At 69.9% G+C, this 22732-nt stretch carries 19 protein-coding genes; 9 read left to right on the top strand and 10 right to left on the bottom strand.

All coding sequences use genetic code 11. The annotated features are described in order from the left end of the window. Positions 1-28: 28 nt before the first annotated feature. The 4 genes from cydD to hisC all read right to left on the bottom strand — a co-directional run bounded on the left by cydD (position 29) and on the right by hisC (position 7652). The gene (gene cydD / locus ACZ6JY_RS06165) at positions 29-3628 is read right to left on the bottom strand and encodes a thiol reductant ABC exporter subunit CydD (protein WP_469192714.1); all 3600 of its coding nucleotides are present in this window, start codon (positions 3626-3628) and stop codon (positions 29-31) included. A 69-nt stretch (positions 3629-3697) separates the two neighbouring features. Beyond that, positions 3698-4702, bottom strand: a complete 1005-nt coding sequence (gene cydB, locus ACZ6JY_RS06160) for a cytochrome d ubiquinol oxidase subunit II (protein WP_469192712.1) — start codon at positions 4700-4702, stop codon at positions 3698-3700. Between the two features lie 19 nt (positions 4703-4721). Continuing rightward, entirely contained in the window at positions 4722-6266 is a 1545-nt protein-coding gene (locus ACZ6JY_RS06155; RefSeq protein WP_469192710.1) for a cytochrome ubiquinol oxidase subunit I, read from the bottom strand. A 303-nt stretch (positions 6267-6569) separates the two neighbouring features. Further along, positions 6570-7652 carry a histidinol-phosphate transaminase gene (hisC, locus tag ACZ6JY_RS06150; RefSeq protein ID WP_469192708.1) on the bottom strand — a complete coding sequence of 361 codons (1083 nt, stop codon included), beginning with the start codon at positions 7650-7652 and terminating at the stop codon, positions 6570-6572. A 475-nt stretch (positions 7653-8127) separates the two neighbouring features. On the opposite strand from hisC, the gene ACZ6JY_RS06145 reads away from it, so the two are divergent. The 3 genes from ACZ6JY_RS06145 (at position 8128) to ACZ6JY_RS06135 (ending at position 11618) form a co-directional block, all read left to right on the top strand. Beyond that, on the top strand, positions 8128-9249 hold the full coding sequence (locus ACZ6JY_RS06145) for a LacI family DNA-binding transcriptional regulator (RefSeq protein ID WP_469192706.1): 1122 nt from the start codon (positions 8128-8130) through the stop codon (positions 9247-9249). Between the two features lie 245 nt (positions 9250-9494). Further along, positions 9495-10550, top strand: a complete 1056-nt coding sequence (locus ACZ6JY_RS06140) for a metallophosphoesterase (RefSeq protein WP_469192704.1) — start codon at positions 9495-9497, stop codon at positions 10548-10550. Between the two features lie 180 nt (positions 10551-10730). Further along, positions 10731-11618 carry a hypothetical protein gene (locus ACZ6JY_RS06135; RefSeq protein WP_469192703.1) on the top strand — a complete coding sequence of 296 codons (888 nt, stop codon included), beginning with the start codon at positions 10731-10733 and terminating at the stop codon, positions 11616-11618. Positions 11619-11750: 132 nt separating this feature from the next. Here ACZ6JY_RS06135 and thiC read toward each other — a convergent pair whose 3' ends face one another. Continuing rightward, positions 11751-13568, bottom strand: a complete 1818-nt coding sequence (thiC, locus tag ACZ6JY_RS06130) for a phosphomethylpyrimidine synthase ThiC (protein ID WP_469192701.1) — start codon at positions 13566-13568, stop codon at positions 11751-11753. Positions 13569-13787: 219 nt separating this feature from the next. Here thiC and ACZ6JY_RS06125 point away from each other — a divergent pair, with 219 nt between their 5' ends. Further along, the gene (locus ACZ6JY_RS06125; protein ID WP_469192699.1) at positions 13788-15179 is read left to right on the top strand and encodes a YibE/F family protein; all 1392 of its coding nucleotides are present in this window, start codon (positions 13788-13790) and stop codon (positions 15177-15179) included. A 244-nt stretch (positions 15180-15423) separates the two neighbouring features. Here ACZ6JY_RS06125 and ACZ6JY_RS06120 read toward each other — a convergent pair whose 3' ends face one another. The 4 genes from ACZ6JY_RS06120 to ACZ6JY_RS06105 form a co-directional block, all read right to left on the bottom strand. Continuing rightward, the gene (locus ACZ6JY_RS06120) at positions 15424-15861 is read right to left on the bottom strand and encodes an SsgA family sporulation/cell division regulator (protein ID WP_469192697.1); all 438 of its coding nucleotides are present in this window, start codon (positions 15859-15861) and stop codon (positions 15424-15426) included. Positions 15862-15965: 104 nt separating this feature from the next. Beyond that, a complete protein-coding gene (locus ACZ6JY_RS06115) occupies positions 15966-16691 on the bottom strand; it encodes an IclR family transcriptional regulator (RefSeq protein WP_469193023.1) in 726 nt (241 codons plus the stop codon). Positions 16692-17089: 398 nt separating this feature from the next. Then, positions 17090-17317: a DUF5326 family protein gene (locus ACZ6JY_RS06110; protein WP_469192695.1), complete on the bottom strand. Its 228-nt coding sequence runs from the start codon at positions 17315-17317 to the stop codon at positions 17090-17092. A 211-nt stretch (positions 17318-17528) separates the two neighbouring features. Then, positions 17529-17846: a cupin domain-containing protein gene (locus ACZ6JY_RS06105; protein WP_469192693.1), complete on the bottom strand. Its 318-nt coding sequence runs from the start codon at positions 17844-17846 to the stop codon at positions 17529-17531. A 109-nt stretch (positions 17847-17955) separates the two neighbouring features. Between ACZ6JY_RS06105 and ACZ6JY_RS06100 the strand changes: the two genes are divergently transcribed. From ACZ6JY_RS06100 to ACZ6JY_RS06085, 4 genes are all read left to right on the top strand, one after another. After that, a complete protein-coding gene (locus ACZ6JY_RS06100; protein WP_447038592.1) occupies positions 17956-18336 on the top strand; it encodes a phage holin family protein in 381 nt (126 codons plus the stop codon). Between the two features lie 176 nt (positions 18337-18512). Beyond that, on the top strand, positions 18513-19652 hold the full coding sequence (locus tag ACZ6JY_RS06095) for a cystathionine gamma-lyase (RefSeq protein WP_469192691.1): 1140 nt from the start codon (positions 18513-18515) through the stop codon (positions 19650-19652). 271 nt (positions 19653-19923) lie between these two features. Continuing rightward, positions 19924-20829, top strand: coding sequence for a LysR family transcriptional regulator (locus ACZ6JY_RS06090; protein ID WP_469192689.1), 906 nt, complete (start codon positions 19924-19926; stop codon positions 20827-20829). A gap of 59 nt (positions 20830-20888) precedes the next feature. Continuing rightward, a complete protein-coding gene (locus ACZ6JY_RS06085; RefSeq protein ID WP_469192687.1) occupies positions 20889-21371 on the top strand; it encodes an NUDIX domain-containing protein in 483 nt (160 codons plus the stop codon). A 97-nt stretch (positions 21372-21468) separates the two neighbouring features. On the opposite strand, the gene ACZ6JY_RS06080 is transcribed toward ACZ6JY_RS06085, so the two are convergent. Further along, complete coding sequence (locus ACZ6JY_RS06080) at positions 21469-22104, bottom strand: HAD family hydrolase (RefSeq protein ID WP_469192685.1); 636 nt, start codon at positions 22102-22104, stop codon at positions 21469-21471. 76 nt (positions 22105-22180) lie between these two features. Here ACZ6JY_RS06080 and ACZ6JY_RS06075 point away from each other — a divergent pair, with 76 nt between their 5' ends. After that, positions 22181-22729, top strand: coding sequence for a DUF2269 domain-containing protein (locus ACZ6JY_RS06075; protein WP_469192683.1), 549 nt, complete (start codon positions 22181-22183; stop codon positions 22727-22729). Positions 22730-22732 lie beyond the last annotated feature (3 nt).

Genomic DNA, 22732 nt, shown 5'->3' with positions numbered 1-22732 from the left:
AAGCCGCCCAACCACCCCAGCACACGCTTCACCCCACCGCCAGCAGATCCGCCGCCAGTTCCACGTCCAGCATCCGCCGCAGCGGGCCCTCCACCGCCGCCAGTTCCGCGTACGTGCCGCGCTGTGCCACCCGGCCCCCGTCGAGGACGATCACCTCGTCCACCGCGTCGAGCCCGGCGAGCCGGTGCGTGATGAGCAGCGTCGTACGTCCCTCCGTCGCGGCCAGCAGGTCGGCGGTGAGGGCGTCCGCGGTCGGCAGGTCGAGGTGCTCGGCCGGCTCGTCGAGAACGAGTACGGGGAAGTCCGCGAGCAGCGCACGGGCCAGCGCGAGCCGCTGCCGCTGGCCCCCGGAGAGCCGGGCGCCGTGCTCGCCGACCAGCGTGTCGAGCCCCCGGGGCAGCGAGTCGGCCCAGCCGTCGAGCCGCGCCCGCGCGAGAGCGGCCCACAGCTCAGCGTCCGTGGCGTCCTTCTTGGCGAGCAGCAGGTTCTCGCGGACCGAGCTGTCGAAGATGTGCGCGTCCTGGGCGCAGAGCCCGACCATGCGGCGCACGGTGTCGCCGTCCAGCGTCGCCGCGTCCGTACCGCCCAGCGAGTACGTCCCCTCGTACGCGCCGAGGAACCGCAGAAGCACCTGCGCGAGCGTCGTCTTGCCCGAGCCCGAAGGGCCCACGACGGCGATCCGCCTGCCCCGTTCCAGGGTCAGGCTCACGCCCGCGAGCGCGGAGGCGTCGGCGTCCTGCCCCGCGTGGCGGGCGTGCAGCGCCTCGACCCGGAGCGGGAAGGGCGACGCCGGCGCCTCGGCGGGGACGGCGGGCTCCGGAACCGGCTCGGCGGCGTCGAGGACCTCGTACACGCGCTCCGCGCTCCTCCTGACCCGCTGCCGGTACTGCACGGCGAGGGGCAGGCCGATGACCGCCTCGAAGGCGGCGAGCGGGGTGAGCACGACGACGGCCAGGGCGATACCGCCGAGCCGCCCGTCCTGCACCGCCTGGACACCGACGAGCGCGGCCGCGGCCACCGTGAGCCCGGTGGCGAGCGCGCCGAGCCCGTTGCCGAGCGCGGTGGCCCCGGCCTGCCGGGAGGCGATACGCGTCAGCTCGGCGTCGGCCTCCCTGGCCTTGGCCGTACGCCGATTCAGCGCACCGGCGACGGTCAGCTCGGCGGTTCCGGTGAGCAGATCCGCCACGCGCGTGGCGAGCGCCCCGCGTGCGGGCGCCAGCCTCCGCTCGGCGCGCCGGGCCACGGCACCGCTCAGCAGCGGCACCCCGACACCCGCGACGAGCAGCCCGGCGGCGAGCACGGCACCGGCCTCGGGCAGCAGCCAGGCGGTGAACCCGACGGCCCCCGTACCCACGAGCGCGGCGGCGGACACGGGCAGGAGCCAGCGCAGCCAGTAGTCCTGCAAGGCGTCGACGTCGGCGACCAGGCGGGAGAGGAGGTCACCTCGGCGGGCCGTACGCAGGCCGGCGGGGGCCAGCCGTTCGAGGCGCCGGTAGACCGCGACCCGGGTGTCGGCGAGCATGCGGAGCACGGCGTCGTGCGAGACGAGCCGCTCGGCGTAGCGGAAGACGGCACGGCCGATGCCGAAGGCACGGGTCGCCGTCACGGCGATCATCAGGTACATCACCGGCGGCTGCTCCGAGGCACGCGAGATCAGCCACCCCGAGGTCGCCATGAGCCCCACGGCACTGCCGAGCGCGAGACTCCCGAGCAGCAGCGCGAGCCCGAGCTGCGCCCGCCGCTCGTGAGCGGCCACCCTCACCCGGGCGAGCACCCCGCGAGACTCCACCGAGCCCGAGCCCGAGCCCGAGCCGGAGCCCTGGCCCTGCCCCTGCCCCTGGCCCTGCCCCTGCCCCGAGGCCAAGCCCAGGCCCAAGCCCTCGCCCTCACCCCTGTCCTGAGCGGGGGCGACCCGGTCATCCGCCACCACGTCACCGCCGGTGCCCTCGCCCCGTCCGGATGCCCCACTCACGCCCGCCGCCCGCACTTCCGCCGCGGGCAACCGCACCACCCGGTCCGCGACAGCCAGCAGCGCCGGCCGATGCACGACCAGCAGCACCGTCCGCCCCACGACCAGCCGTCGAACCGCCTCCACGACCTCCGCCTCGGTCCCGCCGTCGAGCGCCGCCGTGGGCTCATCGAGGAGCACCACGGGGCGGTCCGCGAGGAACGCCCGCGCCAGCGCGAGCCGTTGCCGCTGCCCCGCCGAGAGCCCGCCCCCGTCCTCCCCGAGGACCGTCTCCGCCCCGAGGGGCAGCGCGTCCACGAAGGACAGGGCACCGGCGGCCCGCAGGGCGTCCCGCAGCTGTTCCGGCGTCGCCGAGGGCTTCGCGAGCCGTACGTTCTCCGCGATGGACCCGGCGAAGAGGTGCGGCCGCTGCGGCACCCACGCGATCCGCTCACGCCAGAGCTCCGGCGAGACCTCCGCCAGGTCGACGCCCCCGACACGGACCCGCCCCTCGGTGGTTCCCACGAACCCGAGCACCACGTTCAGGAGGGTCGACTTGCCCGCCCCGCTCGGCCCGACGAGGGCCACCGTCTCTCCGTCCCCCACCGTGAAGGACACCCCGGAGACCGCGTCGGCGCCCCGGCCCGGGTACCGCACCGTCACGTCCTCCACGCTCAGCGCGCCCGAGGGAGCCGGCCCGCTCCCCGCGGCCGGAACGGGCGTCTCCAGCACCTCGAAGATCTCCTCGGCGGCTGCCAGGCCCTCCGCCGCCGCGTGGTACTGCGCCCCGACCTGGCGCAGCGGCAGATAGGCCTCGGGCGCCAGGACGAGGATGACCAGACCCACGTACAAATCCATCTCGCCGTGGACGAGCCGCATACCGATGGTCACCGCGACCAGCGCGACCGAGATCGTGGCGAGGAGCTCCAGGGCGAAGGAGGAGAGGAAGGCGATGCGCAGGGTCCGCATCGTCGCCTGCCGGTACTCGCCGGTTATCTTCCTGATCGACTCGGCCTGGGTCTTGGCGCGGCCGAACACCTTCAGGGTGGGCAGGCCCGCGACGACGTCCAGGAAGTGACCGGAGAGCCGCGAGAGCAGCCGCCACTGACGGTCCATCCGGTTCTGGGTCGCCCAGCCGATGAGGATCATGAAGACCGGGATCAGCGGGAGCGTCACGACGATGATCGCCGCCGACACCCAGTCCTCGGTCACGATGCGGGCGAGCACCGCCACCGGAACCACCACCGCAAGCCCGAGCTGCGGCAGATAGCGCGAGAAGTAGTCGTCCAGGGCGTCCACGCCCCGCGTCGCGAGCGAGACCAGCGAGCCGGTGCGCTGACCGCTCAGCCAGCCGGGACCCAGCGCGGCCGCCCTTTCGAGGAGACGCCCCCGCAGTTCCGACTTGACCGCCGCACTCGCCCGGTGCGCCGCGAGCTCGGTCAGCCAGGAGACCAGAGCGCGGCCCGCCGCGACCAGGGCGAGCAGCAGCAGCGGCGTGCCCAGGTCGGCGACGGACAAGCTCTTCTGGAAGGCGCCCACCACGATCTCGGCGATGAGCATCGCCTGGCCGATGACCAGCCCCGCCCCGACCAGGCCCAGAACCACGACGGCGACGAGGAAGACGCGCGTGGCACGGGCGTACCGCAGCAGACGCGGGTCGATTGGTTTCACGTGAAACACACCCTCCGGGGGGCCGGCAGGAAGACCAGGGGCCAGGGACCTTCTGATGAATCTCCGCGGTGAAGCGGCTCAGTGCGCGGCATCAGCGATGTGCTGCGTCCCGATCCGCTTACTGAACACCCAGTAAGTCCAGCCTTGGTAGAGCAGCACGACGGGGGTCGCGATGAGCGCGCACCAGGTCATGATCCGCAGCGTGTACGGGCTCGACGAGGCGTTGGTGACCGTGAGGCTCCACTCCGCGTTCAGCGACGACGGCATGACGTTGGGGAAGAGGGTCAGGAAGAGCATCGCGAAGGCCGCCGCGATCGTGACGCCCGAGAGTGCGAACGACCAGCCCTCGCGCCCGGCCGCGATGGCCCCGATGGCCCCGAGCAGCGCGAGGACCGCCACGACCATCGCGATCAGGCTCTTGCCGTCACCCTTGTCGGCCTGGGTCCAGAGCAGGAACCCGACCGCGAGCACCCCCGTGACAAGGCCGAGGCCCAGCGCCATCCTGCGGGCCCGCACCCGGATGTCGCCGACGGTCTTGAGCGAGGCGAACACCGCGCCGTGGAAGGTGAACAGCGTCAGCGTGACGAGGCCGCCCAGGATCGCGTACGGGTTGAGCAGGTCGAAGAAGGAACCCACGTACTCCTTGTGGGCGTCGATCTTCACGCCGCGCACGATGTTCCCGAAAGCGATGCCCCACATGACTGCGGGGATCAGCGAGGTCCAGAAGATCGCGTGCTCCCAGTTGGTCTGCCAGCGCTCCTCGGGCCTCTTCGCGCGGTACTCGAAGGCCACGCCGCGCACGATCAGGCAGATCAGGATGAGCAGCAGCGGCAGGTAGAAGCCGGAGAAGAGCGTCGCGTACCACTCGGGGAAGGCGGCGAAGGTCGCGCCGGCCGCCGTGAGCAGCCACACCTCGTTGCCGTCCCAGACGGGGCCGATGGTGTTGATGAGGACCCGCTTCTCCACCCGGTCCCTGGCGAGCAGCTTGGTCAGGACCCCGATCCCGAAGTCGAACCCCTCCAGGAAGAAGTAGCCGATCCACAGGACGGCGATCAGTACGAACCATATGTCGTGAAGTTGCATGGCCTGGTCGCTCCTTCCTTCAGTACGAGAAGGCCATGGGCCGGTCGGCGTCGGCGTCGGAATCCGCGTCCGGGCCCTTGCCGGAGCCGGGTCCAGTGATCTTTGTGGGCGGGTTCAGATCCGCCTCCGTCAGTTCGGGCGGCCCCTGCCTGACGTACTTGAGCAGCAGCTTCACCTCGATCACGGCGAGTACGGCGTAGATGAGCGTGAACCCGATCAGCGAGGTGAGCACCTCGCCCTGGGAGACGCCGGGCGACACCGCGTCCCTGGTGCGCAGCACGCCGTAGACCACCCAGGGCTGGCGGCCCGTCTCGGTGAAGATCCAGCCCCAGGCCGTGCCGATGAGGGGGAAGATCAGCGTCCACTGCGAGAGCCGCCACCACCACTTGCCGAACCTGGGGGCCAGCTCGGTGTTCTTGGTGAGCATCAGCTTGGGCACCTCGTCCGCCCCGGTGCGGTGCTCGGGCGCCAGCCAGAACCTCTTCCGCGTCAGCCAGAGGCCCGCGGTGCACAGGGCCATCGAGACCCCGCCGAAGCCGATCATCCAGCGGTAGGACCAGTAGGCGGTGGGGATGTTGGGCCGGTAGTCGCCGGGCCCGAACTTCTCCTGCGCCTCCTTGTTGAGGTCGTTGATGCCGGGGATCTCGGCGTTGAAGTTGTTCTTGGCGAGGAAGGACAGGACGCCGGGGACCTCGATGGCGACGTCGTTGTGCCCCTTGGAGACGTCTCCGTACGCGAAGAGCGAGAAGGGCGCCGGCTTCTCCGACTCCCACAGCGCCTCGGCCGCCGACATCTTCATCGGCTGCTGCTCGTACATGACCTTGCCGAGGGTGTCGGCGCTGACCACGGTGAGCAGCGTGCCGGCGAAGGCCGCGACCAGGCCGAGCCGCAGCGACGTGCGCATGGTGCGGATGTGCCGCTTCTTGCGCAGGTGGAAGATGGCGATGCCGGTCATGAAGGCGCCGCCGACCAGGATGGCCGCCGAGATGACGTGGAAGAAGTTGACCAGCGCCGTCTCCTGGAAGAGCACCTTCGCGAAGTCCGTGAGCTCCGCGCGCTTGGTGCCGTCCCGCTCCACGATCCGGTAGCCGACCGGGTGCTGCATGAAGGCGTTGGCGGCGATGATGAAGTACGCCGACAGGATCGTGCCGATGGAGACGATCCAGATCGTGGCGCAGTGCAGCTTCTTGGGGAGCTTGTCCCAGCCGAAGATCCACAGGCCGATGAAGGTCGACTCGAAGAAGAAGGCGATCAGCGCCTCGAAGGCCAGCGGCGCCCCGAAGACGTCACCGACGAAGCGCGAGTAGTCGGACCAGTTCATGCCGAACTGGAACTCCTGGACGATGCCGGTGACGACGCCCATCGCGATGTTGATCAGGAACAGCTTTCCCCAGAACTTGGTCGCCCTGAGGTAGTGCTCCTTGCCCGTGCGCACCCACGCGGTCTCCAGGATCGCCGTGAGGGCGGCGAGGGAGATCGTCAGAGGGACGAACAGAAAGTGGTAGACGGTGGTGATGCCGAACTGCCATCGCGCCAATGTTTCCGGCGCCAGAGCCAGGTCCACTGCGTCATCTCCTTACTCGCCGTGGTCGAAGCGGCAGTTTGCACCCGCTTGTCCCACCGATCTCCGGAAGAACCGGGCGCGCTTGTGAACGCGTTCACATTCACAAGCATTATGTCGTACTGGATTCACGCACCCATAGGGGGGTCCCTGTCTCGCTCGTCACATGGCCACGTCCCTGGCCTCGTCACATGGCCTCGGTCACATGGCAGGGGGCGGGGCACGGAAAAGCCCCGGATCTCGCGAACGAGTGGCCGGGGCCTTCACGCCTTTACCTGCGGCGGCGGCAGGTCTACGTCAACGGGGCTAGAGCTCCTTGCGGAAGCCCTCGGCCGCCCGCAGGAAGATGTCGTTGGCCTCGGTCTCGCCGATCGTGGCCCGCATCCCCTCGCCGGCGAACGGCCGCACCACCACGCCCGCCTTCTCACAGGCGGCGGCGAAGTCGGCCGTACGGTCCCCCAGGCGCAGCCAGACGAAGTTCGCCTGCGTCTCGGGAACCGTCCAGCCCTGGCCGCGCAGCGCCTCGACCACCCGCGTCCGCTCGGTGACCAGCGCGCCGACGCGGCCCATCAGCTCGTCCTCGGCCCGCAGCGACGCCACGGCCGCGTCCTGCGCGAGCTGGCTCACGCCGAACGGCACCGCCGTCTTGCGCAGCGCGGCGGCCACCGGCTCATGGGCCACCGCGAAGCCGACGCGCAGCCCCGCGAGGCCGTACGCCTTGGAGAACGTACGCAGTACGCAGACGTTGGGGCGCTCGCGGTAGATCTCGATGCCGTCCGGCACCTCGGGGTCGCGGATGAACTCGCGGTACGCCTCGTCGAGCACCACCAGGACGTCGCTCGGCACCCGGTCGAGGAAGCGCTCCAGCTCGGCCCTGCGGACCACGGTGCCGGTGGGGTTGTTGGGGTTGCAGACGAAGATGAGGCGGGTGCGGTCGGTGATGGCGGCGGCCATCGCGTCCAGGTCGTGCACCTCGCCCTCCGTCAGCGGCACCCGTACCGACTTCGCCCCGCTGACCTGCGTGATGATCGGGTACGCCTCGAAGGACCGCCAGGCGTAGATGACCTCGTCCCCCGGGCCCGCGGTGGCCTGCAAGAGTTGCTGGGCGACGCCGACGGAGCCGGTGCCGGTCGCGATGTGCGACGCGGGCACCCCGAACCGGTCGGCCAGCTCGCTCATCAGGACCGTGCAGGCCATGTCGGGGTAGCGGTTGAAGGACGCGGCGGCGGCGAGCGTGCTCTCCATGACGCCGGGGAGCGGGGGGTAGGGGTTCTCGTTGGAGGACAGCTTGTAGGCCGCCGGGCCGTCCGCCGCGGCGGCGGGCTTGCCGGGCTTGTAGGTGGGAACACCCTCCAGCTCGGCGCGCAGCCTCGGGCTCGTCTCGCTCACCGCAGTCCTCCTCGTACCAGTGCCAACACAGTTCGAATACTGCTCACCTTATGAGGATTCGACGCCACTGCGAATGGCCTACCGGGATCCGCTTCACGGGAGGCCGTGCGGACTGCCTTGCGGGGGCCGCCCCGCGGCTCGTGCGGGCGTCGGCTGCCCGGCGGCGGCCGATACGAGAGAAGCGGCCGTGTGCCCGCTCTGCGCCGTGCGCCCGGCAGGGGAGCGCCCGTGCTCCCCCGTGCGCCGGTGGCTCGCTCCGTGGCGCGCGTCCCCCGTGAAGGTGAGTTGAGACCTCTCCGAGACATGGCGCATCGATCAGGGCCAGCTAGACGATCAGCGACAGCCACACTGGAACGGACCAACTGCCTTGCCTTCCAAGGCCATTGCGCGGCAAAAGCCTTGCAGAAACGTGCCTGTCAACGACTGCATATGCACCCGCGCTATCCATGCCTATGAGCCCTACTATCAGCTCGCCATGACAGCAGCAGGTAAATACCAGGTGAGCCGAGCGGAGACCGCCCGCCGGGGGAACCGGCAGAGCCGCGCGGGCATCAGAGATGTCGCCGCCGCCGCCGGCGTCTCCATCACGACTGTCTCCGATGCCCTCAACGGCAAGGGCCGTCTGCCGGACGCCACCCGACGCCACGTCCGCGAGGTCGCCGAACGGCTGGGCTACCGCCCCTCCGCCGCCGCCCGCACCCTCCGTACCGGCAAGTCGGGCCTCATCGGCCTGACCGTGACCACGTACGGGGATGAACCTTTCACCTTCACCGAGTTCGCCTACTTCGCGGAGATGGCCAGAGCCGCCACCTCCGCCGCCCTCGCCCGGGGCTACGCCCTGGTCATCCTCCCCGCCACCTCCCGCCGCAGCCCCGTGGACGTGTGGTCGAACGTCGCGCTCGACGGCACGGTCGTCGTCGACCCCTCCGACCACGATCCGGTGGTCAGCGAGCTGGTCCGCCAGGGCCTCCCGGTCGTCTCCGACGGCCGCCCGGCCGGCTCCCTGCCGGTCACCGCCTGGGTCGACAACGACCACGAGGCGGCGGTCCTGGAGATCCTCGACCACCTCGCGGCCGCCGGCGCCCGCCGGATCGGCCTGCTCACGGGCACCACCACGGATACGTACACACATCTGTCCACGACCGCCTATCTGAACTGGTGCGAACGCATCGGCCAGGACCCGGTCTACGAGTCCTACCCCGCCCACGACCCGTGCGCGGGCGCGGTCGCCGCAGACCGGCTGCTCGCCAGACCCGACCGCCCCGACGCCGTCTACGGCCTCTTCGATCCCAACGGCACCGACCTCCTCGCCGCCGCCCGGCGGTACGGCCTGCGGGTCCCCGACGACCTGCTGCTCGTCTGCTGCAGCGAGTCCACGGTGTACGCCACCACCGAGCCGCCGATCACCACGCTCTCGCTCAAGCCCCGGCGCATCGGGACGGCCGTCGTACAGCTCCTCATCGACGCCATCGAGGGCTTGGACTCGGGCGGCCCGGTCGAGCAGGTAATACCGACCGAGTTGATCGTGCGCACCTCGTCCGAGCGACGCCCGCCGCGCACGACGGTCAGCCCGCCGCGCTCGTCGGGCTCGGGCTGACCGCGAGGACTTGTCCGAAGATTTTTACGGGGCAGGGGCAGATGAACGGCCCGCCATCAACACGGAAACCCCTGCCCAATTCGGGAGAAAACAGCGGTGAACCCGGGTCAAGGACCGATTCACCACCCCTGGTGCACCACACAGCGGGAGCCGCATTCCTATGATGGGCGGACGACACCGCGGGCCGCTGCGACCAGGCAGTCCGATCTCGGTGCAGATGCGGCGCAATGGTGGTGGAGGGGTCGATGACTCAGGGGGCCGGTCAGGGACCCGATGTGCGGACGGCGACGCTGCGCGACTTCCGCGTACCGGCGTACGTCCATGAGATGACCGGACCCGCCGAGGCGGGCCCCGGAGCACCCGGCGAGCCGGAGGTCGACGGGTACACGCCGACGCAGCGCGACCTGCCCGTCATCAACCGCGGGGACACCGTGCAGGTGCAGGTCATGCCGGAGCCCCCGCAGCCGAGGGCGAGCGAGGAGCACGGCCCCCTGTTCGTGGTGGGTGACGTGCACGGGTATCTCGGCGAGCTGATGGCCGCGCTCCAGGAGCAGGGCCTCGTCGACGCCGAGGGGAACTGGTCCGCGGGCAACGCGCGCCTGTGGTTCCTCGGCGACTTCACCGACCGGGGGCCCGACGGCATCGGCGTCATCGACCTCGTGATGCGCCTCTCCGCGGAGGCCGCAGCCGCCGGCGGCTACTGCAAGGCCCTCCTCGGCAACCACGAACTGCTCCTGCTCGGCGCCAAGCGCTTCGGCGACACCCCGGTCAACTCCGGCGCGGGCACCGCCACCTTCCAGGCCGCGTGGCTGCTCAACGGGGGCCAGAAGACGGACATGGAACGCCTGGAGGACCACCATCTGCAGTGGATGGCCCGCCTGGACGCCATGGAGGAGGCGGACGGACATCTCCTCATGCACTCCGACACGACCGCCTACTTGGACTACGGCGACTCGATCGAGGCCGTGAACGACACGGTCCGCGAGACCCTGACGCGCAACGACGCCGACGAGTGCTGGGACCTTTTCCGGAAGTTCACCAAGCGCTTCGCCTTCCGCGACGAGTCGGGCCCCTCCGCCGTGCGCGAACTGCTCGACATGTACGGCGGCACACGCGTCGTCCATGGCCACAGCCCCATCCCGTACCTCCTGGGGGACGTCGGCTCCGAGGACGATTCCGACGGCGCCGGGCCCGTCATCGAGGGTCCGCACGTGTACGCCGACGGCCTGGCCATCGCCATGGACGGTGGAGTGACCATGGCAGGAAAGCTGCTGGTCCGCCAACTGCCGCTGGCGGCCTAGGCGTTCCGCGAGCGCGCCCCCCTCTACAGGATCTCGGTGGACAGGGGGGCAATTTCCGGAAACCCCCTGTCACCGCGCGCCGTCACGGCTCTACCATCGGCTTATCCGTAGCAGGCTCCCCTCCGTTTCTGCCCAACGGCTCGTAGCCATGCGAGTCTCAGCCCTACGGAGCATCGGGGGATGCACATGAACAGCGCTCCACACCTGCTCAATGAGGACCGCCCCGAGTACGAGCGGATCCTCGACGAGGCGCTGCGCACCGCACCGGACCGTCCGGAACTCGCCGCAGTGGGCCAGCGGCTCAACACCGAACAACTGCGCACCATGGCCCTGAACGCGACGGCCCTGATCACTGCCGCGGCCGCAGCCGAGTACGCGCACTACGTGAAGGTTCGCGAGGAGTTGCGCGAACCTCGACCCTCTTCCACATCGATACGCGAAGGGAGTGGACACAGCGCCGCGGAGTCGGGCTCCGGCGGCGTCGGGCTCGCCACCACGATGGGCGAGATCGCCGAACCGGCGGCGGTAGGAGCCGGGGCGGTCGCCGTCGTCGCGGTTCTCGCGCCCGTCCTCGCGGGTGCGGCCGCCGCGATCTTCCTGCTCGTCGGCTACATCCTGAAGATGCTCGAACCCGAGCCCGCCTTCGCGGACACCCTGCTCACCGCGGGCTGGCTGTTCGGCGCGCTCACCGCGGGGGGCATCCTGGTCGCCGCGGGAGGCCTGCTCCTGACCGCCCTGCGCAACGGCTCCACCTCACTCCAGGCGAACCTCCACGGCGAACAGCATCTGGAGGTCTCCCAGGCCAGGGAGGTCTGGGGGCGGGCGCTCCTGGAGCGGGGCTTCGTCCCGTTCCTCCGGGACGCCCTCGCGGAACCGGGCGCGGCTCCCGCGCCCCGGGCGCCGTCACAGGGGCCCGGGGCGGGCAGCAACCGCATGCCGCAACTCGGCTACCACAGGCCGGGGTTCAGCAGCCCGGACGGCGGCTCGACCGCCGGTTCACGTCCGAGCTACTCGAGTCCCGACTTCTCGAGCCCCGACTTCGGCGGGCCCGACCACAAGCCGGAGTAGCGGCCCGACGCACAGCACCGCTTCGGCCACAGCACCGCTTCGTGGTCCCGCCGCCGACGAGGGGGCGGCGAGGCCACGAGGCGTACGAAGCTGCCATGGGGAGCACCGGCCCCACCGGTTACGCCGGTGTGCTCAGTCGGCGATCGGCAGATAGACCCGGTTGCCCGCCGCGGCGAACTCCTTGGACTTCTGGTCCATGCCCGCCTGGATCTCGTCCTGGCCGGGCTCACCAGCGCCGCCACCGGCGCCGGCATCGGCACCGCCATGCCGGCGCCGGATGTCCTGCGAGATCTTCATGGAGCAGAACTTCGGCCCGCACATCGAGCAGAAGTGCGCCGTCTTCGCGGGCTCGGCGGGCAGCGTCTCGTCGTGGAACTCCCGCGCCGTGACCGGGTCGAGCGCCAGGTTGAACTGGTCCTCCCAGCGGAACTCGAAGCGCGCGTCCGAGAGCGCGTCGTCCCAGTCCTGCGCGCCCGGGTGCCCCTTGGCGAGGTCCGCCGCGTGCGCCGCGATCTTGTACGTGATGACGCCGGTCTTCACGTCGTCGCGGTTGGGCAGGCCCAGGTGCTCCTTGGGCGTGACGTAGCAGAGCATGGCCGTGCCCCACCAGCCGATCATCGCGGCGCCGATGCCGGAGGTGATGTGGTCGTAGGCGGGTGCGATGTCGGTGGTCAGCGGGCCGAGGGTGTAGAACGGCGCCTCCTCGCAGATCTCCTGCTGGAGGTCGATGTTCTCCTTGATCTTGTGCATCGGGACGTGACCGGGGCCCTCGATCATCGTCTGTACGTTGTGACGCTTGGCAATCGTGTTGAGTTCCCCGAGGGTCCGCAACTCCGCGAACTGCGCCTCGTCGTTGGCGTCCGCGATCGACCCGGGCCGCAGACCGTCGCCGAGCGAGTACGTCACGTCGTACGAGGCGAGGATCTCGCAGAGCTCCTCGAAGTGCTCGTAGAGGAAGCTCTCCTTGTGGTGCGCGAGGCACCAGGCGGCCATGATCGAGCCGCCGCGCGAGACGATGCCGGTCTTGCGGTTGGCGGTCAGCGGTACGTACGGAAGGCGCACGCCCGCGTGCACCGTCATGTAGTCCACGCCCTGCTCGGCCTGCTCGATGACCGTGTCCTTGTAGATCTCCCAGGTCAGCGCCTCGGCCTGGCCGTCGACCTTCTCCAGCGCCTGGTAGAGGGGGACGGTGCCGATCGGCACGGGGGAGTTGCGCAGGACCCACTCGCGTGTGGTGTGGATGTTGCGCCCGGTGGACAGGTCCATGACCGTGTCGGCGCCCCACTTGGTCGCCCAGGTCATCTTGTCCACCTCCTCCTCGATGGAGGAGGTGACCGCGGAGTTGCCGATGTTGGCGTTGACCTTCACCAGGAACTTCTTGCCGATGATCATCGGCTCGATCTCCGGGTGGTTGACGTTGGCGGGGATCACCGCGCGGCCCGCGGCGACCTCGGCGCGCACGACCTCGGGGTCGAGGTTCTCGCGGATCCCGATGAACTCCATCTCCGGCGTGATCTCACCGCGCCGGGCGTACGCGAGCTGTGTCACCGCCTGGCCCTGCCGGCCGCGGCGCGGCTGGCGGGGACGGCCGGGGAAGACCGCGTCGAGGTTCTTGAGCCCGCCGCGCGGCGAGGTGTGTTTGATGCCGTCGTCCTCGGGACGGGGCGGGCGTCCGGTGTACTCCTCGGTGTCTCCGCGGGCGATGATCCAGTTCTCGCGGAGAGGCGCGAGGCCCCTGCGGACGTCGGTGTCGATGGACTCGTCGGTGTACGGCCCCGATGTGTCGTACAGGGTGACGGCCTTGCCGTTGGTCAGGTGCACCTGGCGGACCGGCACGCGCAGGTCGGGGCGTGAACCCTCGACATACGCCTTGTGCCAGCCGATGGACTTCCCGGCCTCGTCGCTCTGGTTCTGCGTCGAGGCAGGCGTGCGTGCGTCCGATGTGGTCATGAGACCTACTCCCTACGCCGGCATTACCCGGTAACAGGTTCGGCGGTCGACGCAGCGAATCCCGTACGGCTCGTGCACGTTTCGTGCCGCTTCGTACGGAGGTCAGCGCCCTCTCAGCCCGGTGCTCCGAGCTCCCGCGATTGCAAAGGTGACACCACGCTAGCGTCATATCGGGCGCGCTGAACAGAGGGCCCCCTCCGTTCTTGCGATGATCGGGCCGTGACCACCACACAGCCGCCGCCCCCGCCGCCGCCCTCACAGCCTCCCGCCTCGGGTCCGCCCCCGGGCGACCACGGCCCTGGGCACAGCCATGGGCACTCGCACAGCCACGGTCCGGCCGCGCCCGTCTCCAAGCATCTGCGCAAGGTCATCGCCGGGGTGCTGATCCCGTTCGCCGTCGCGGTCGTCGTGGGGCTCCTGGTGTACTGGCCGGGAGGCACGCCCTCGCACGAGCGCACCGGCGTGGGCTTCGACCGGCAGACGCAGTCGGCATCAGTCACAGAGGTGCAGGAGCTCCCCTGCAAGGATCTCAACCCCTCGCAGACCCCGCCGAACGGCGACACCTCCACGGCCGAGGGCCAGTCCGCCCAGTCACGGGCGTCCGGCACCTGCAAGAAGGCGACGATCGAGGTGAGCAGCGGCAAGGACAAGGGCCGCACGTTCACCGAGGTCATCCAGCCGGACTCGCCCCGGCAACTGAAGCAGGGTCAAGAGGTGGTGGTCGCCTACGAGCCCAAGGCCCCGGAAGGCCTGCAGTACTCGGTCGCCGACGTGAACCGCAGAATTCCGATGGCACTGCTCGCCGGTATCTTCGCGCTGGCCGTCGTCGTGGTGGGGCGGCTGCGCGGCGTCATGGCTCTGGTGGCGCTCGCCATCAGCTTCCTCGTACTCACCTTCTTCATCCTGCCCGCCATCCTGCAAGGCTCGAACCCGCTGGTCGTGGCGGTGATCGGGGCGAGCGCCATCATGCTGATCGCGCTCTATCTCTGCCATGGGCTCACGGCCCGTACCTCCGTCGCCGTACTCGGCACGCTCATCTCCCTCCTCCTGATCGGTCTGCTCGGCTCGCTCTTCATCGGCTGGGCCGCGCTGACCGGCAACACGGACGACAACACAGGCCTCATCCATGGCCTGTATCCGTCCATCGACATGAGTGGCCTGCTGCTCGCGGGCGTCATCATCGGCTCCCTCGGCGTCCTGGACGACGTGACGGTCACCCAGACCTCGGCGGTCTGGGAACTGCATCAGGCCAACCCGACGATGGGCTGGCGCGGCCTCTACCGCGCGGGCATCCGCATCGGCCGCGACCACATCGCCTCGGTCGTCAACACCCTCGTCCTCGCCTACGCGGGCGCCGCGCTCCCCCTGCTGCTGCTGTTCTCCATCGCCCAGTCCAGCGTGGGCACGGTCGCCAACAGCGAGCTGGTCGCCGAGGAGATCGTGCGCACCCTGATCGGCTCGATCGGCCTGGTCGCCTCGGTCCCCGTGACGACCGCGCTGGCCGCCCTGGTCGTCTCCGCCGACCGCACGTCCGGCCCGGCCCCCGCGGCGACGGGTGCTCCGGCCCCCCGCTCCTCCCGTGGAGGGAAGGGACGCCGCCGGAAGGCGTGAGACACCGGCAGGACGAGGAGAGACGGCGAGAGGCAGGACCAGGCGGGGAGAGAACGGGGCGAGGCTGGGCGAGGGGCGGAGAGAGGCAGCCGGGGGCCGGAGAGAGGCAGCGGGGGGGACGGGGAGGGCGACTTGTCGCTCCGCCCCTCACCGGAAGCTTCCGGTGCCGCACTCCCCGGAGGCTTCCGGTGCCGCCGCGAAATGCAGCAATCTGCCATTGCCTCTGTCCCCCTCAGGACCAAGATCAACCCGCGTTCTGCTCCTCGGCGAGGATGCGGTCGAGCGTCTCGTCGAGGTGTGCGTCGAAGTCGGCGAGCGCCCGCTCCTGCCCGAGCGGCACCAGCCGGTCCGTCCGGTCGAGGAACGCCAGGAGCGGCGGGATACCCACACGGAACAGCGCCTGCTCCGGCCCCACCTGAAGCTTGATCAGCGCCTCGTCGAGCACATTGGGGTCGGTGGGCTCGATGCGCACGTCCCCCACCCCGCACGGCCGACCCACGCCGTCGACCAGCAACTCTCGCCCGAAGGCCCAGGTCACCGGCGCGTCCCCCGGCAGATGGAACGTCAACCGCACGGCGTACGGATCATCGCTCTCGTACCTCAGCTCCACCGGAATGCGGAACGACAGTTCCTCGGAAACGAGGAAGCTCATCATGACCTCTGCCTGTACCGAGTCGTCCATCGCGCCCTACCCCGTCCCATAGCCCTCGAAGCGGCCAGGAACCGACTCCCTGACACCCTGGGCATCTTGCTCAAAGTGCATGCCATGTCACAAGGAGTGAGTTTTCAGATGCTGATAGAGAAGGCGAGTGTCCCTAGTAGCTTTCCGATCTCGAGCTGAAGAGCCCGTGCCGCCGGTAGCAGCCGGTCGGCCTGATGGGAAGGGACGGAAATGGCCATCGCCGCCGCTGTGTCACCCACAGTGATCGGAATCGCGGCGCAGACGGTGCCGAGTGCGTACTCCTGACGCTCCACGACCGGACGCATCCGGTCCAGCGCGTCGAGCCTCCGCAGGAACGTGTGGTCGTCCCGCACCGAGTAGCGCGTGATCGACTGCACGGGATAGCGGTCCAGGTGGTCCCTCCTTGCCTCGGTGTCCAGTTGACTCAGCAGGCACTGGCCGATCGCATGGGCGTGGCCTGTCTCGCGGAAGTCCGCCCATTCCTCGACGGCCGGGTTGCCCGGGCTGTCCGCGACGCTCACGAGCTCGATCTCGCCCTCGCGGTAGACGGCGAAGTACACGGGCGCCCCGATGACTTCGTGCCAGTGCGCCAGGATCTCGTCGATCGTTCCGCGCCGTTTCTGCCGCGCCCCGCCGGCTGCGAGCCGCTCGGCGGCCTCGCCGAGCACGAGCAGCCCCTTCCTTCGGCGCAGATAGCCTTCGTAGGTCAGCGTGCGCAACAGGTGATAGGCCGTGGGCAGTGCGAGCCCCGCCTCCCGGGCCAACTGCTTGGCCGGGGCCCCGTCCGGGTGTGAGGCTGCGGCTTCCAGCAACCGCATCGCCCGCTGCACGGAGCCGATGAGGGTCGGCGCGGTCGTGGCGTGGTCCGGTGGCGTGGCTCCGCCCGGTGGAGTGGCTCCACCCGGTGAGGTACCGGCATCGGCCGCGACCAAGGTTCACTCCCGAAGACGCGAGGGGGGCCGCCCGCGCCCGGAGACCCGCGGGAGGGAGCAGTGCGCCCTTACGCGAGGGTCGGCCCAGCGGCGGATTCGGACTCTAGCCCTTGACCAACGCTCTACGGCCGCTCATTGCGGAAAATCCCCCGGCCGAGGGAATCTCCGGCGGGAAGTCGCGGGTCGGCGGAAGCGGTGAGCCCGGCGTCGAGCGGGCAGGCAGCCACCGGTCATCGGTACCGGCCATGAGGCCATGAGGCCATGAGGCCATGGTCATCGGTCGGAGAGCGGCACGGTCACCAGTCGGAGCGGGACGAGGAGGAGCCGGATATGAACTTCCGTACGACGTAGATGAGTCCGCCGACCAGGGCGACGAAGAGCAGCGCCTTGAAGAGCAAGCTGATCACGAAGCCGACGACGCTCGCTATCACGCTGCCGAACACGACCAGCGCGATGACGGGCACAGCCACCCACTTCACCCACCACGGCAGTCCCGCAAAGACCTCTTTCGCTGCCATCGTCATTACCTCTCTCTGCGCTCATCGCATCGGCGCTGGTTCCTGAATCTCCGCAGGTCCCCGGCTTCTTGCATTCGATGCTATGGCGCCGAAGGGCTCCGTGGGGGCCTCGGAGCCCTTGTCTGCCCCTGATCCGACCCCTAGGGAACCCCGAGGCCGAAGCCCTGACTCAGTCCGCGAGCCCGTGAGCCCGTGAGCCCGTGAGCCCGTGAGTCCGTCAGCTCTCGGGCGGCGAGAAGACGACCAGAACGCGCAGGTCCTCGCTGATGTGGTGGAACTTGTGGGCCACCCCGGCCGGGACGTAGACGACGCTGCCGCGCGCCACCGGCGTGGTCTCCATGCCCACCGTGATCGAGGCACGGCCGCTGACGACCATGTACACCTCGTCCTGTCCGTGCGGCTGCTGCGGATCGGAGTCCCCCGCATCGAGCGCGTAGAGACCGACCGACATGTTCCGCTCCCGCAGAAACTGCAGATACGCGCCGTCGTTCGCCGCGCGCTCCGCCTCCAGCTCGTCCAGTCGGAATGCCTTCATCGCCGTCTTACGCCCCTCGCTGATGTTTGCCCACAGACACTCTGCCGCAGACACTCTCCGCCGACCGCGAACCTGCCTCTCGTGATCCACGTCTGCCACGATCAGACACATGAAGAATTTCGTAGTCAAGACGATCGCCAACGCCGCGGCCCTGGCCGTCGCCGTGTGGCTGCTGGACAAGATCACCCTGACCGGTGACAGCACGGGCAAGAAGATCGGCACGCTGGTTGTCGTGGCCCTGCTCTTCGGCCTGGTGAACTTCCTGGTCAAGCCGGTGGTGAAGGTCCTCACCTTCCCGTTGTTCATCCTGACCCTCGGCCTGATCACCCTCGTGGTCAACGCCCTGATGCTGCTGCTCACCTCGTGGATCGCCGACAAACTCGACGTCAGTTTCCACGTGGAGGGCTTCTGGACCGCCGTCCTGGGCGGCCTGATCATCTCCATCGTGTCCTGGGCCATGAATGTCGTACTCCCCGACGACAACGACTGAAGACCTCCATCCCGCCGGGAGGACCGTCTCCCTTGGGCGCCCTGCCCGCCGCCCCCGCGAGCCGCTTCGGCGCGCGCACCCCATGAACCGCGGGACCGGCGGGTGCCCGAGAATGGAGAGGGCGGCGGGCGAGGGCCTGCCCCACGCTGTACGGCAAGCGGTGAGAGGCGGGCGACATGACGGATTCGGCAGGCATGGGTGACGGCACTCGGGCGGTGCGGGCCGGGCTGCCCGAACCGGTCAAGCACGAGCCGACGCTGCCAGGGCCGGTGTTCGCGGCCCACTTCCACCTGCCCGGCGACCCCACGGGCGGGTACGCCTACGCACGCGACGAGAACCCCACCTGGACGCATCTGGAGCGCGCCATCGGCGAGCTCGAGGCGCCGGACGCCGGTACGGACGTCGAGACGCTCACCTTCGCCTCCGGCATGGCAGCCATCTCGGCGGTGCTGTTCTCGCAGCTGCGCACCGGCGACGTGGTGGTCCTGCCGGACGACGGCTATCAAGTGCTGCCCCTGGTCCGTGAGCAGCTCACGGCGTACGGGATCGAGGTGCGGACCGCGCCGACCGGCGGTGACGCCCAGCTCGACGTCCTGGAGGGCGCGAAGCTGCTCTGGATCGAGACGCCGTCCAATCCCGGCCTCGACGTGTGTGACGTGCGCAGGCTCGCCGATGCGGCACACGCGCGTGGCGCCCTCGTGGCCGTCGACAACACCCTGGCCACGCCGCTCGGCCAGCGTCCGCTCGAACTGGGTGCCGACTTCGCGGTGGCGAGCGGCACGAAGATGCTCACCGGCCACGGCGACCTCCTGCTGGGGTACGTCTCCTGCCGTGACGCGGAGCTCACCGCTTCCGTGCGGCGCTGGCGCAAGATCGTCGGGGCCATCCCCGGGCCGATGGAGGCCTGGCTCGCACACCGTTCACTGGCCACGCTCCAGCTCCGCGCCGACCGGCAGAACGCGAACGCCCTGGCTCTCGCCGAGGCTCTGCGCGAGCGGACCGAGGTCTCCGGGCTGCGCTATCCCGGCCTGCCCGAGGACCCCTCGTACAAGATCGCCTCCCGGCAGATGCGTCGCTTCGGGTGCGTGGTCTCGTTCACGTTGCCCACACGCGCGCGTGCCGAGCGTTTTCTCGACGCGCTGCGTCTGGTGGACGACGCGACGAGCTTCGGAGGCGTGCGTTCCACGGCGGAGCGGCGTCGGCGGTGGGGCGGTGACGATGTCCCGGAGGGCTTCATCCGCTTCTCAGCGGGCGCGGAGGACCCCGCCGACCTGGTGGCCGATGTGCTGCGCGCGCTGGACGAGACGGCTGACTGAGCGCCGCCAGGGACCATGCCCCGCGCTCCGGCAGGGCACCGGCTGCGCTTCGACCGCATTCGACTGTGCGCCGGATGCTCGTCGGATGCGCACATTGAACGGTCCGAGCCTCCCCCCTCGTGGCTCGGACCGCTCCGGTTCCACGCGCGAAGAACCGCGTCGACAAGGCTAGTTGACTCTGTGTCAGTGTCCAATCACCGTAGCGACAGAGACCTATCGACATATTTATAGTTGGGCGCGCCCAGAGGGCACGGAGGGAGGGGACATCGTCATGGATCTGGCCCTGCTGCGCACCTTCGTGACGGTGCACCGGGCCGGTTCCTTCACCCGCGCGGCAGCCCTCCTCGGCCTTTCGCAGCCCGCGGTCACCTCGCAGATAAGGACGCTTGAGCGACAGCTGGGCCGCCCTCTCTTCCTGCGCCAGGCTCGCGGGGTGACCCCCACGACCATCGGGGACGAGCTCGCCCACAAGGCCGCCCCGCATCTGGACGCCCTCGTGGAGATAGCCGAGACAGGGCTCGACGAGGACTCCTCGGTGCGCACGCTCCATCTCGCGGGGCCGCCGGAGTTCACCGCGGAGCGCGCTCTGCCCGCGCTCACCGCGCTGATCGGCCAGGACGGCCACGGGTACGCCCTGCGTGCGTCGTTCGGCACCGCCGAAGAGACTCTGGAGGGGCTGGCCGCGGGGCACCATGAGCTGGCCATCAGCACGGTACAGCCGCGCGGCGGGCTGCTCACCGCGACGCCGCTCTGCGACGAGGAGCACGTCCTGGTCGCGGGGGAGCGCTGGGCCGCCCGCATCGGTCCCGGCAAGCTGCGCCGCACGGGGGCGCCGCCGCTGGAGAACCTGCCGGTGGTCGAGGTGCACGAGTCGCTGCCATTCGTCTCGCGCTACTGGGCCGCCGTCTTCGGCGCCCGCCCCGCGGCCTCCGGCGCCGTCATCGTGCCGGACCTGCGCGCGGTCCTCGCCTGCGCGGCCTCCGGCGCCGGGCTGGCCGTCCTGCCCCGCTATCTGTGCGCCGAGGCCCTCGAACGCGGGGACGTCGTGGCCCTGCTCGACCCCGCGGTGCCGCCTCTGCGCACGTACTTCCTGGCGGTACGGACGGGCACGCTGGCCATGCCGCACATCGCGCGGGCGCATGAGTGGCTGCTGCGGGCCGCGGCCGACTGGGCTTGATGGTCGCCTCAGCCGGTCCGCGATGTTTCACGTGGAACAGTCCGGGCCACATTCCCCCCATGACCGACCGACCTGTGGTCAAGCGCACCGCACGTGCCGTCCTGCTGGACGGAGACGACCTGATCCTGATCAAGCGGACCAAACCCGGCGTCGATCCCTACTGGCTCACCCCCGGCGGTGGCGTGGAGCCGGAGGACACCACCGTCGTCGACGCCCTGCACCGAGAGCTGGACGAGGAACTCGGGGCCAAGGTGACGGACGTCGTCCCCTGCTTCGTCGACACCGTGGAACACATCGGTGAGGACAGCGGGTCCACGGGCGTGAAGGTGCAGCACTTCTTCGTCTGCCGACTGGAGTCCATGGATCTCAGCCGGCGGCACGGCCCGGAGATCGAGGAGCCGTGCGGCGAGTACGAGATCGTGCGCGTGCCCTTCACCCGGGTCGGCATCGCCTCGGTCCATCTCGTACCGCTGTCCCTGCGGCACTACCTGGACGGCAACATCGAGGGCGTACGGGCGATACAAGCCCCTGACCTGGGCTGATTCTCGCCCGCCTGGCGTTCTGGCCGATAGGGCCAATCGTCCGCCACTCGCGTGGGGGCGCCTCCACCCGCGGGCGCTTCAGATACCGCCGCTCCTCTCAGATACCGCCGCTCCTCACCAATGCGTATGCCTTGCGGAGGTCCTGGCCGACATAGGTGTGGGTCGCCAGGCTCGCCAGCCGTGGATCGGCGTTGACGGCGACCGACACCGGCACGGCGGCGAACAGTTCCAGGTCGGAGAGCGAGTCCCCGTACGCGACACAGTCGCTGATGCTCACTCCGAAGTCCGCACAGAGGCGGTTCGCGATCTCCACCTTGGCGGCCGCGTTGAGAATGCCCGTCGGCTCCACCGGCTCCGTGAACGGCACGGCGGGGAAGCGCGAGCCGTGCGCGGCATGCGCTCCCCACTCGGTGAGCCGTTCGACGAAGAAGGACGGCGAGAGGGACACCACTGCGCAGTAGTCCCCGCCCTCCCGGATCTCGGTCCACGTCTCCCGGATCCCGGACAGCCAGGGCGCGCCCTCGAAGGCGGCCGTCACATGCACGTCCGTGAGCTCCGCCCACAGGGCGTGCACCCGCACCGCGTACTCCGGCGAATCGATGTGTCCCGCGACGAATCCGCGCTCAAGTGCGGCGATCTCCGCGTCCAGGCCGAGCTGCCGCGAGATCAGTACGGGAGCGGCTGTGCCGTGCAGCAGCGTCCCGTCCAGGTCGAAGAGGTGAAGGCGTGCCATGTACGCCGAGGCTAGTACCCGCGATTACTCCTGCGGTCAGACGCCGGATTCCGCCGCGGTCGGCACCGTGTTTCACGTGAAACTAAGCCGCCCCGCTCGTCGGGCCACCCTGGTCGTCCATGTAGTCGGCGCAGCCGGCTGGCTCGGGCTCACGCTCGGCCTGGCCGCTCTCGCCCTCACCGCGTTCTCGACGGAGTCCCCCGCGGCCACCGAGGCCGCCGTGCGCTCCATGAAGGTCTTCTCCGACTGGCTCGTGGTGCCGCTCGCTCTGCTCACGCTGCTGAGCGGGCTGCTGCTCTCCCTGGGCACGCCATGGGGCCTCGCCAGGCACCGCTGGGTCTACACGAAGTTCTGGCTGACCTTGATCACCACCGCCGCCTCCGCCTTCGCACTGCGCCCCGGCATCAACGAAGCGGTCGCGACCGTGGCCGCGGGTGAGCCGATCGCCGACGCGGCCGATCTGATCGCCGGCCCGCTCGTCTCCCTCGCCGCCTATATGTTCATGACGGTCCTTTCGGTGCTCAAGCCCTGGGGTCTCACCCGACGTGGGCGGAAGCAACGTGGAAAACAACGTGGTTCTGCCCACAAACGGGTGGACGCCGAGGTCGTACGTCAGACAGCCTGATCC

The organism is Streptomyces sp. NPDC046335, from assembly GCF_055587985.1.
Note: the sequence above shows the minus strand (reverse complement) of the source record. Positions and strands in the feature narration are given on the sequence as shown.

What these genes read in the sequence shown, in the direction of transcription:
- thiC (WP_469192701.1), bottom strand. Translation starts at nt 13,568, where the DNA reads ATGACCACATCGGACGCACGCACGCCTGCCTCGACGCAGAACCAGAGC.
- ACZ6JY_RS06095 (WP_469192691.1), top strand. Translation starts at nt 18,513, where the DNA reads ATGACGGATTCGGCAGGCATGGGTGACGGCACTCGGGCGGTGCGGGCC.
- cydB (WP_469192712.1), bottom strand. Translation starts at nt 4,702, where the DNA reads ATGCAACTTCACGACATATGGTTCGTACTGATCGCCGTCCTGTGGATC.
- ACZ6JY_RS06140 (WP_469192704.1), top strand. Translation starts at nt 9,495, where the DNA reads ATGACTCAGGGGGCCGGTCAGGGACCCGATGTGCGGACGGCGACGCTG.
- ACZ6JY_RS06145 (WP_469192706.1), top strand. Translation starts at nt 8,128, where the DNA reads ATGACAGCAGCAGGTAAATACCAGGTGAGCCGAGCGGAGACCGCCCGC.
- ACZ6JY_RS06090 (WP_469192689.1), top strand. Translation starts at nt 19,924, where the DNA reads ATGGATCTGGCCCTGCTGCGCACCTTCGTGACGGTGCACCGGGCCGGT.
- ACZ6JY_RS06085 (WP_469192687.1), top strand. Translation starts at nt 20,889, where the DNA reads ATGACCGACCGACCTGTGGTCAAGCGCACCGCACGTGCCGTCCTGCTG.
- ACZ6JY_RS06100 (WP_447038592.1), top strand. Translation starts at nt 17,956, where the DNA reads ATGAAGAATTTCGTAGTCAAGACGATCGCCAACGCCGCGGCCCTGGCC.
- ACZ6JY_RS06120 (WP_469192697.1), bottom strand. Translation starts at nt 15,861, where the DNA reads ATGGACGACTCGGTACAGGCAGAGGTCATGATGAGCTTCCTCGTTTCC.
- ACZ6JY_RS06080 (WP_469192685.1), bottom strand. Translation starts at nt 22,104, where the DNA reads ATGGCACGCCTTCACCTCTTCGACCTGGACGGGACGCTGCTGCACGGC.
- ACZ6JY_RS06110 (WP_469192695.1), bottom strand. Translation starts at nt 17,317, where the DNA reads ATGACGATGGCAGCGAAAGAGGTCTTTGCGGGACTGCCGTGGTGGGTG.
- ACZ6JY_RS06105 (WP_469192693.1), bottom strand. Translation starts at nt 17,846, where the DNA reads ATGAAGGCATTCCGACTGGACGAGCTGGAGGCGGAGCGCGCGGCGAAC.
- ACZ6JY_RS06135 (WP_469192703.1), top strand. Translation starts at nt 10,731, where the DNA reads ATGCACATGAACAGCGCTCCACACCTGCTCAATGAGGACCGCCCCGAG.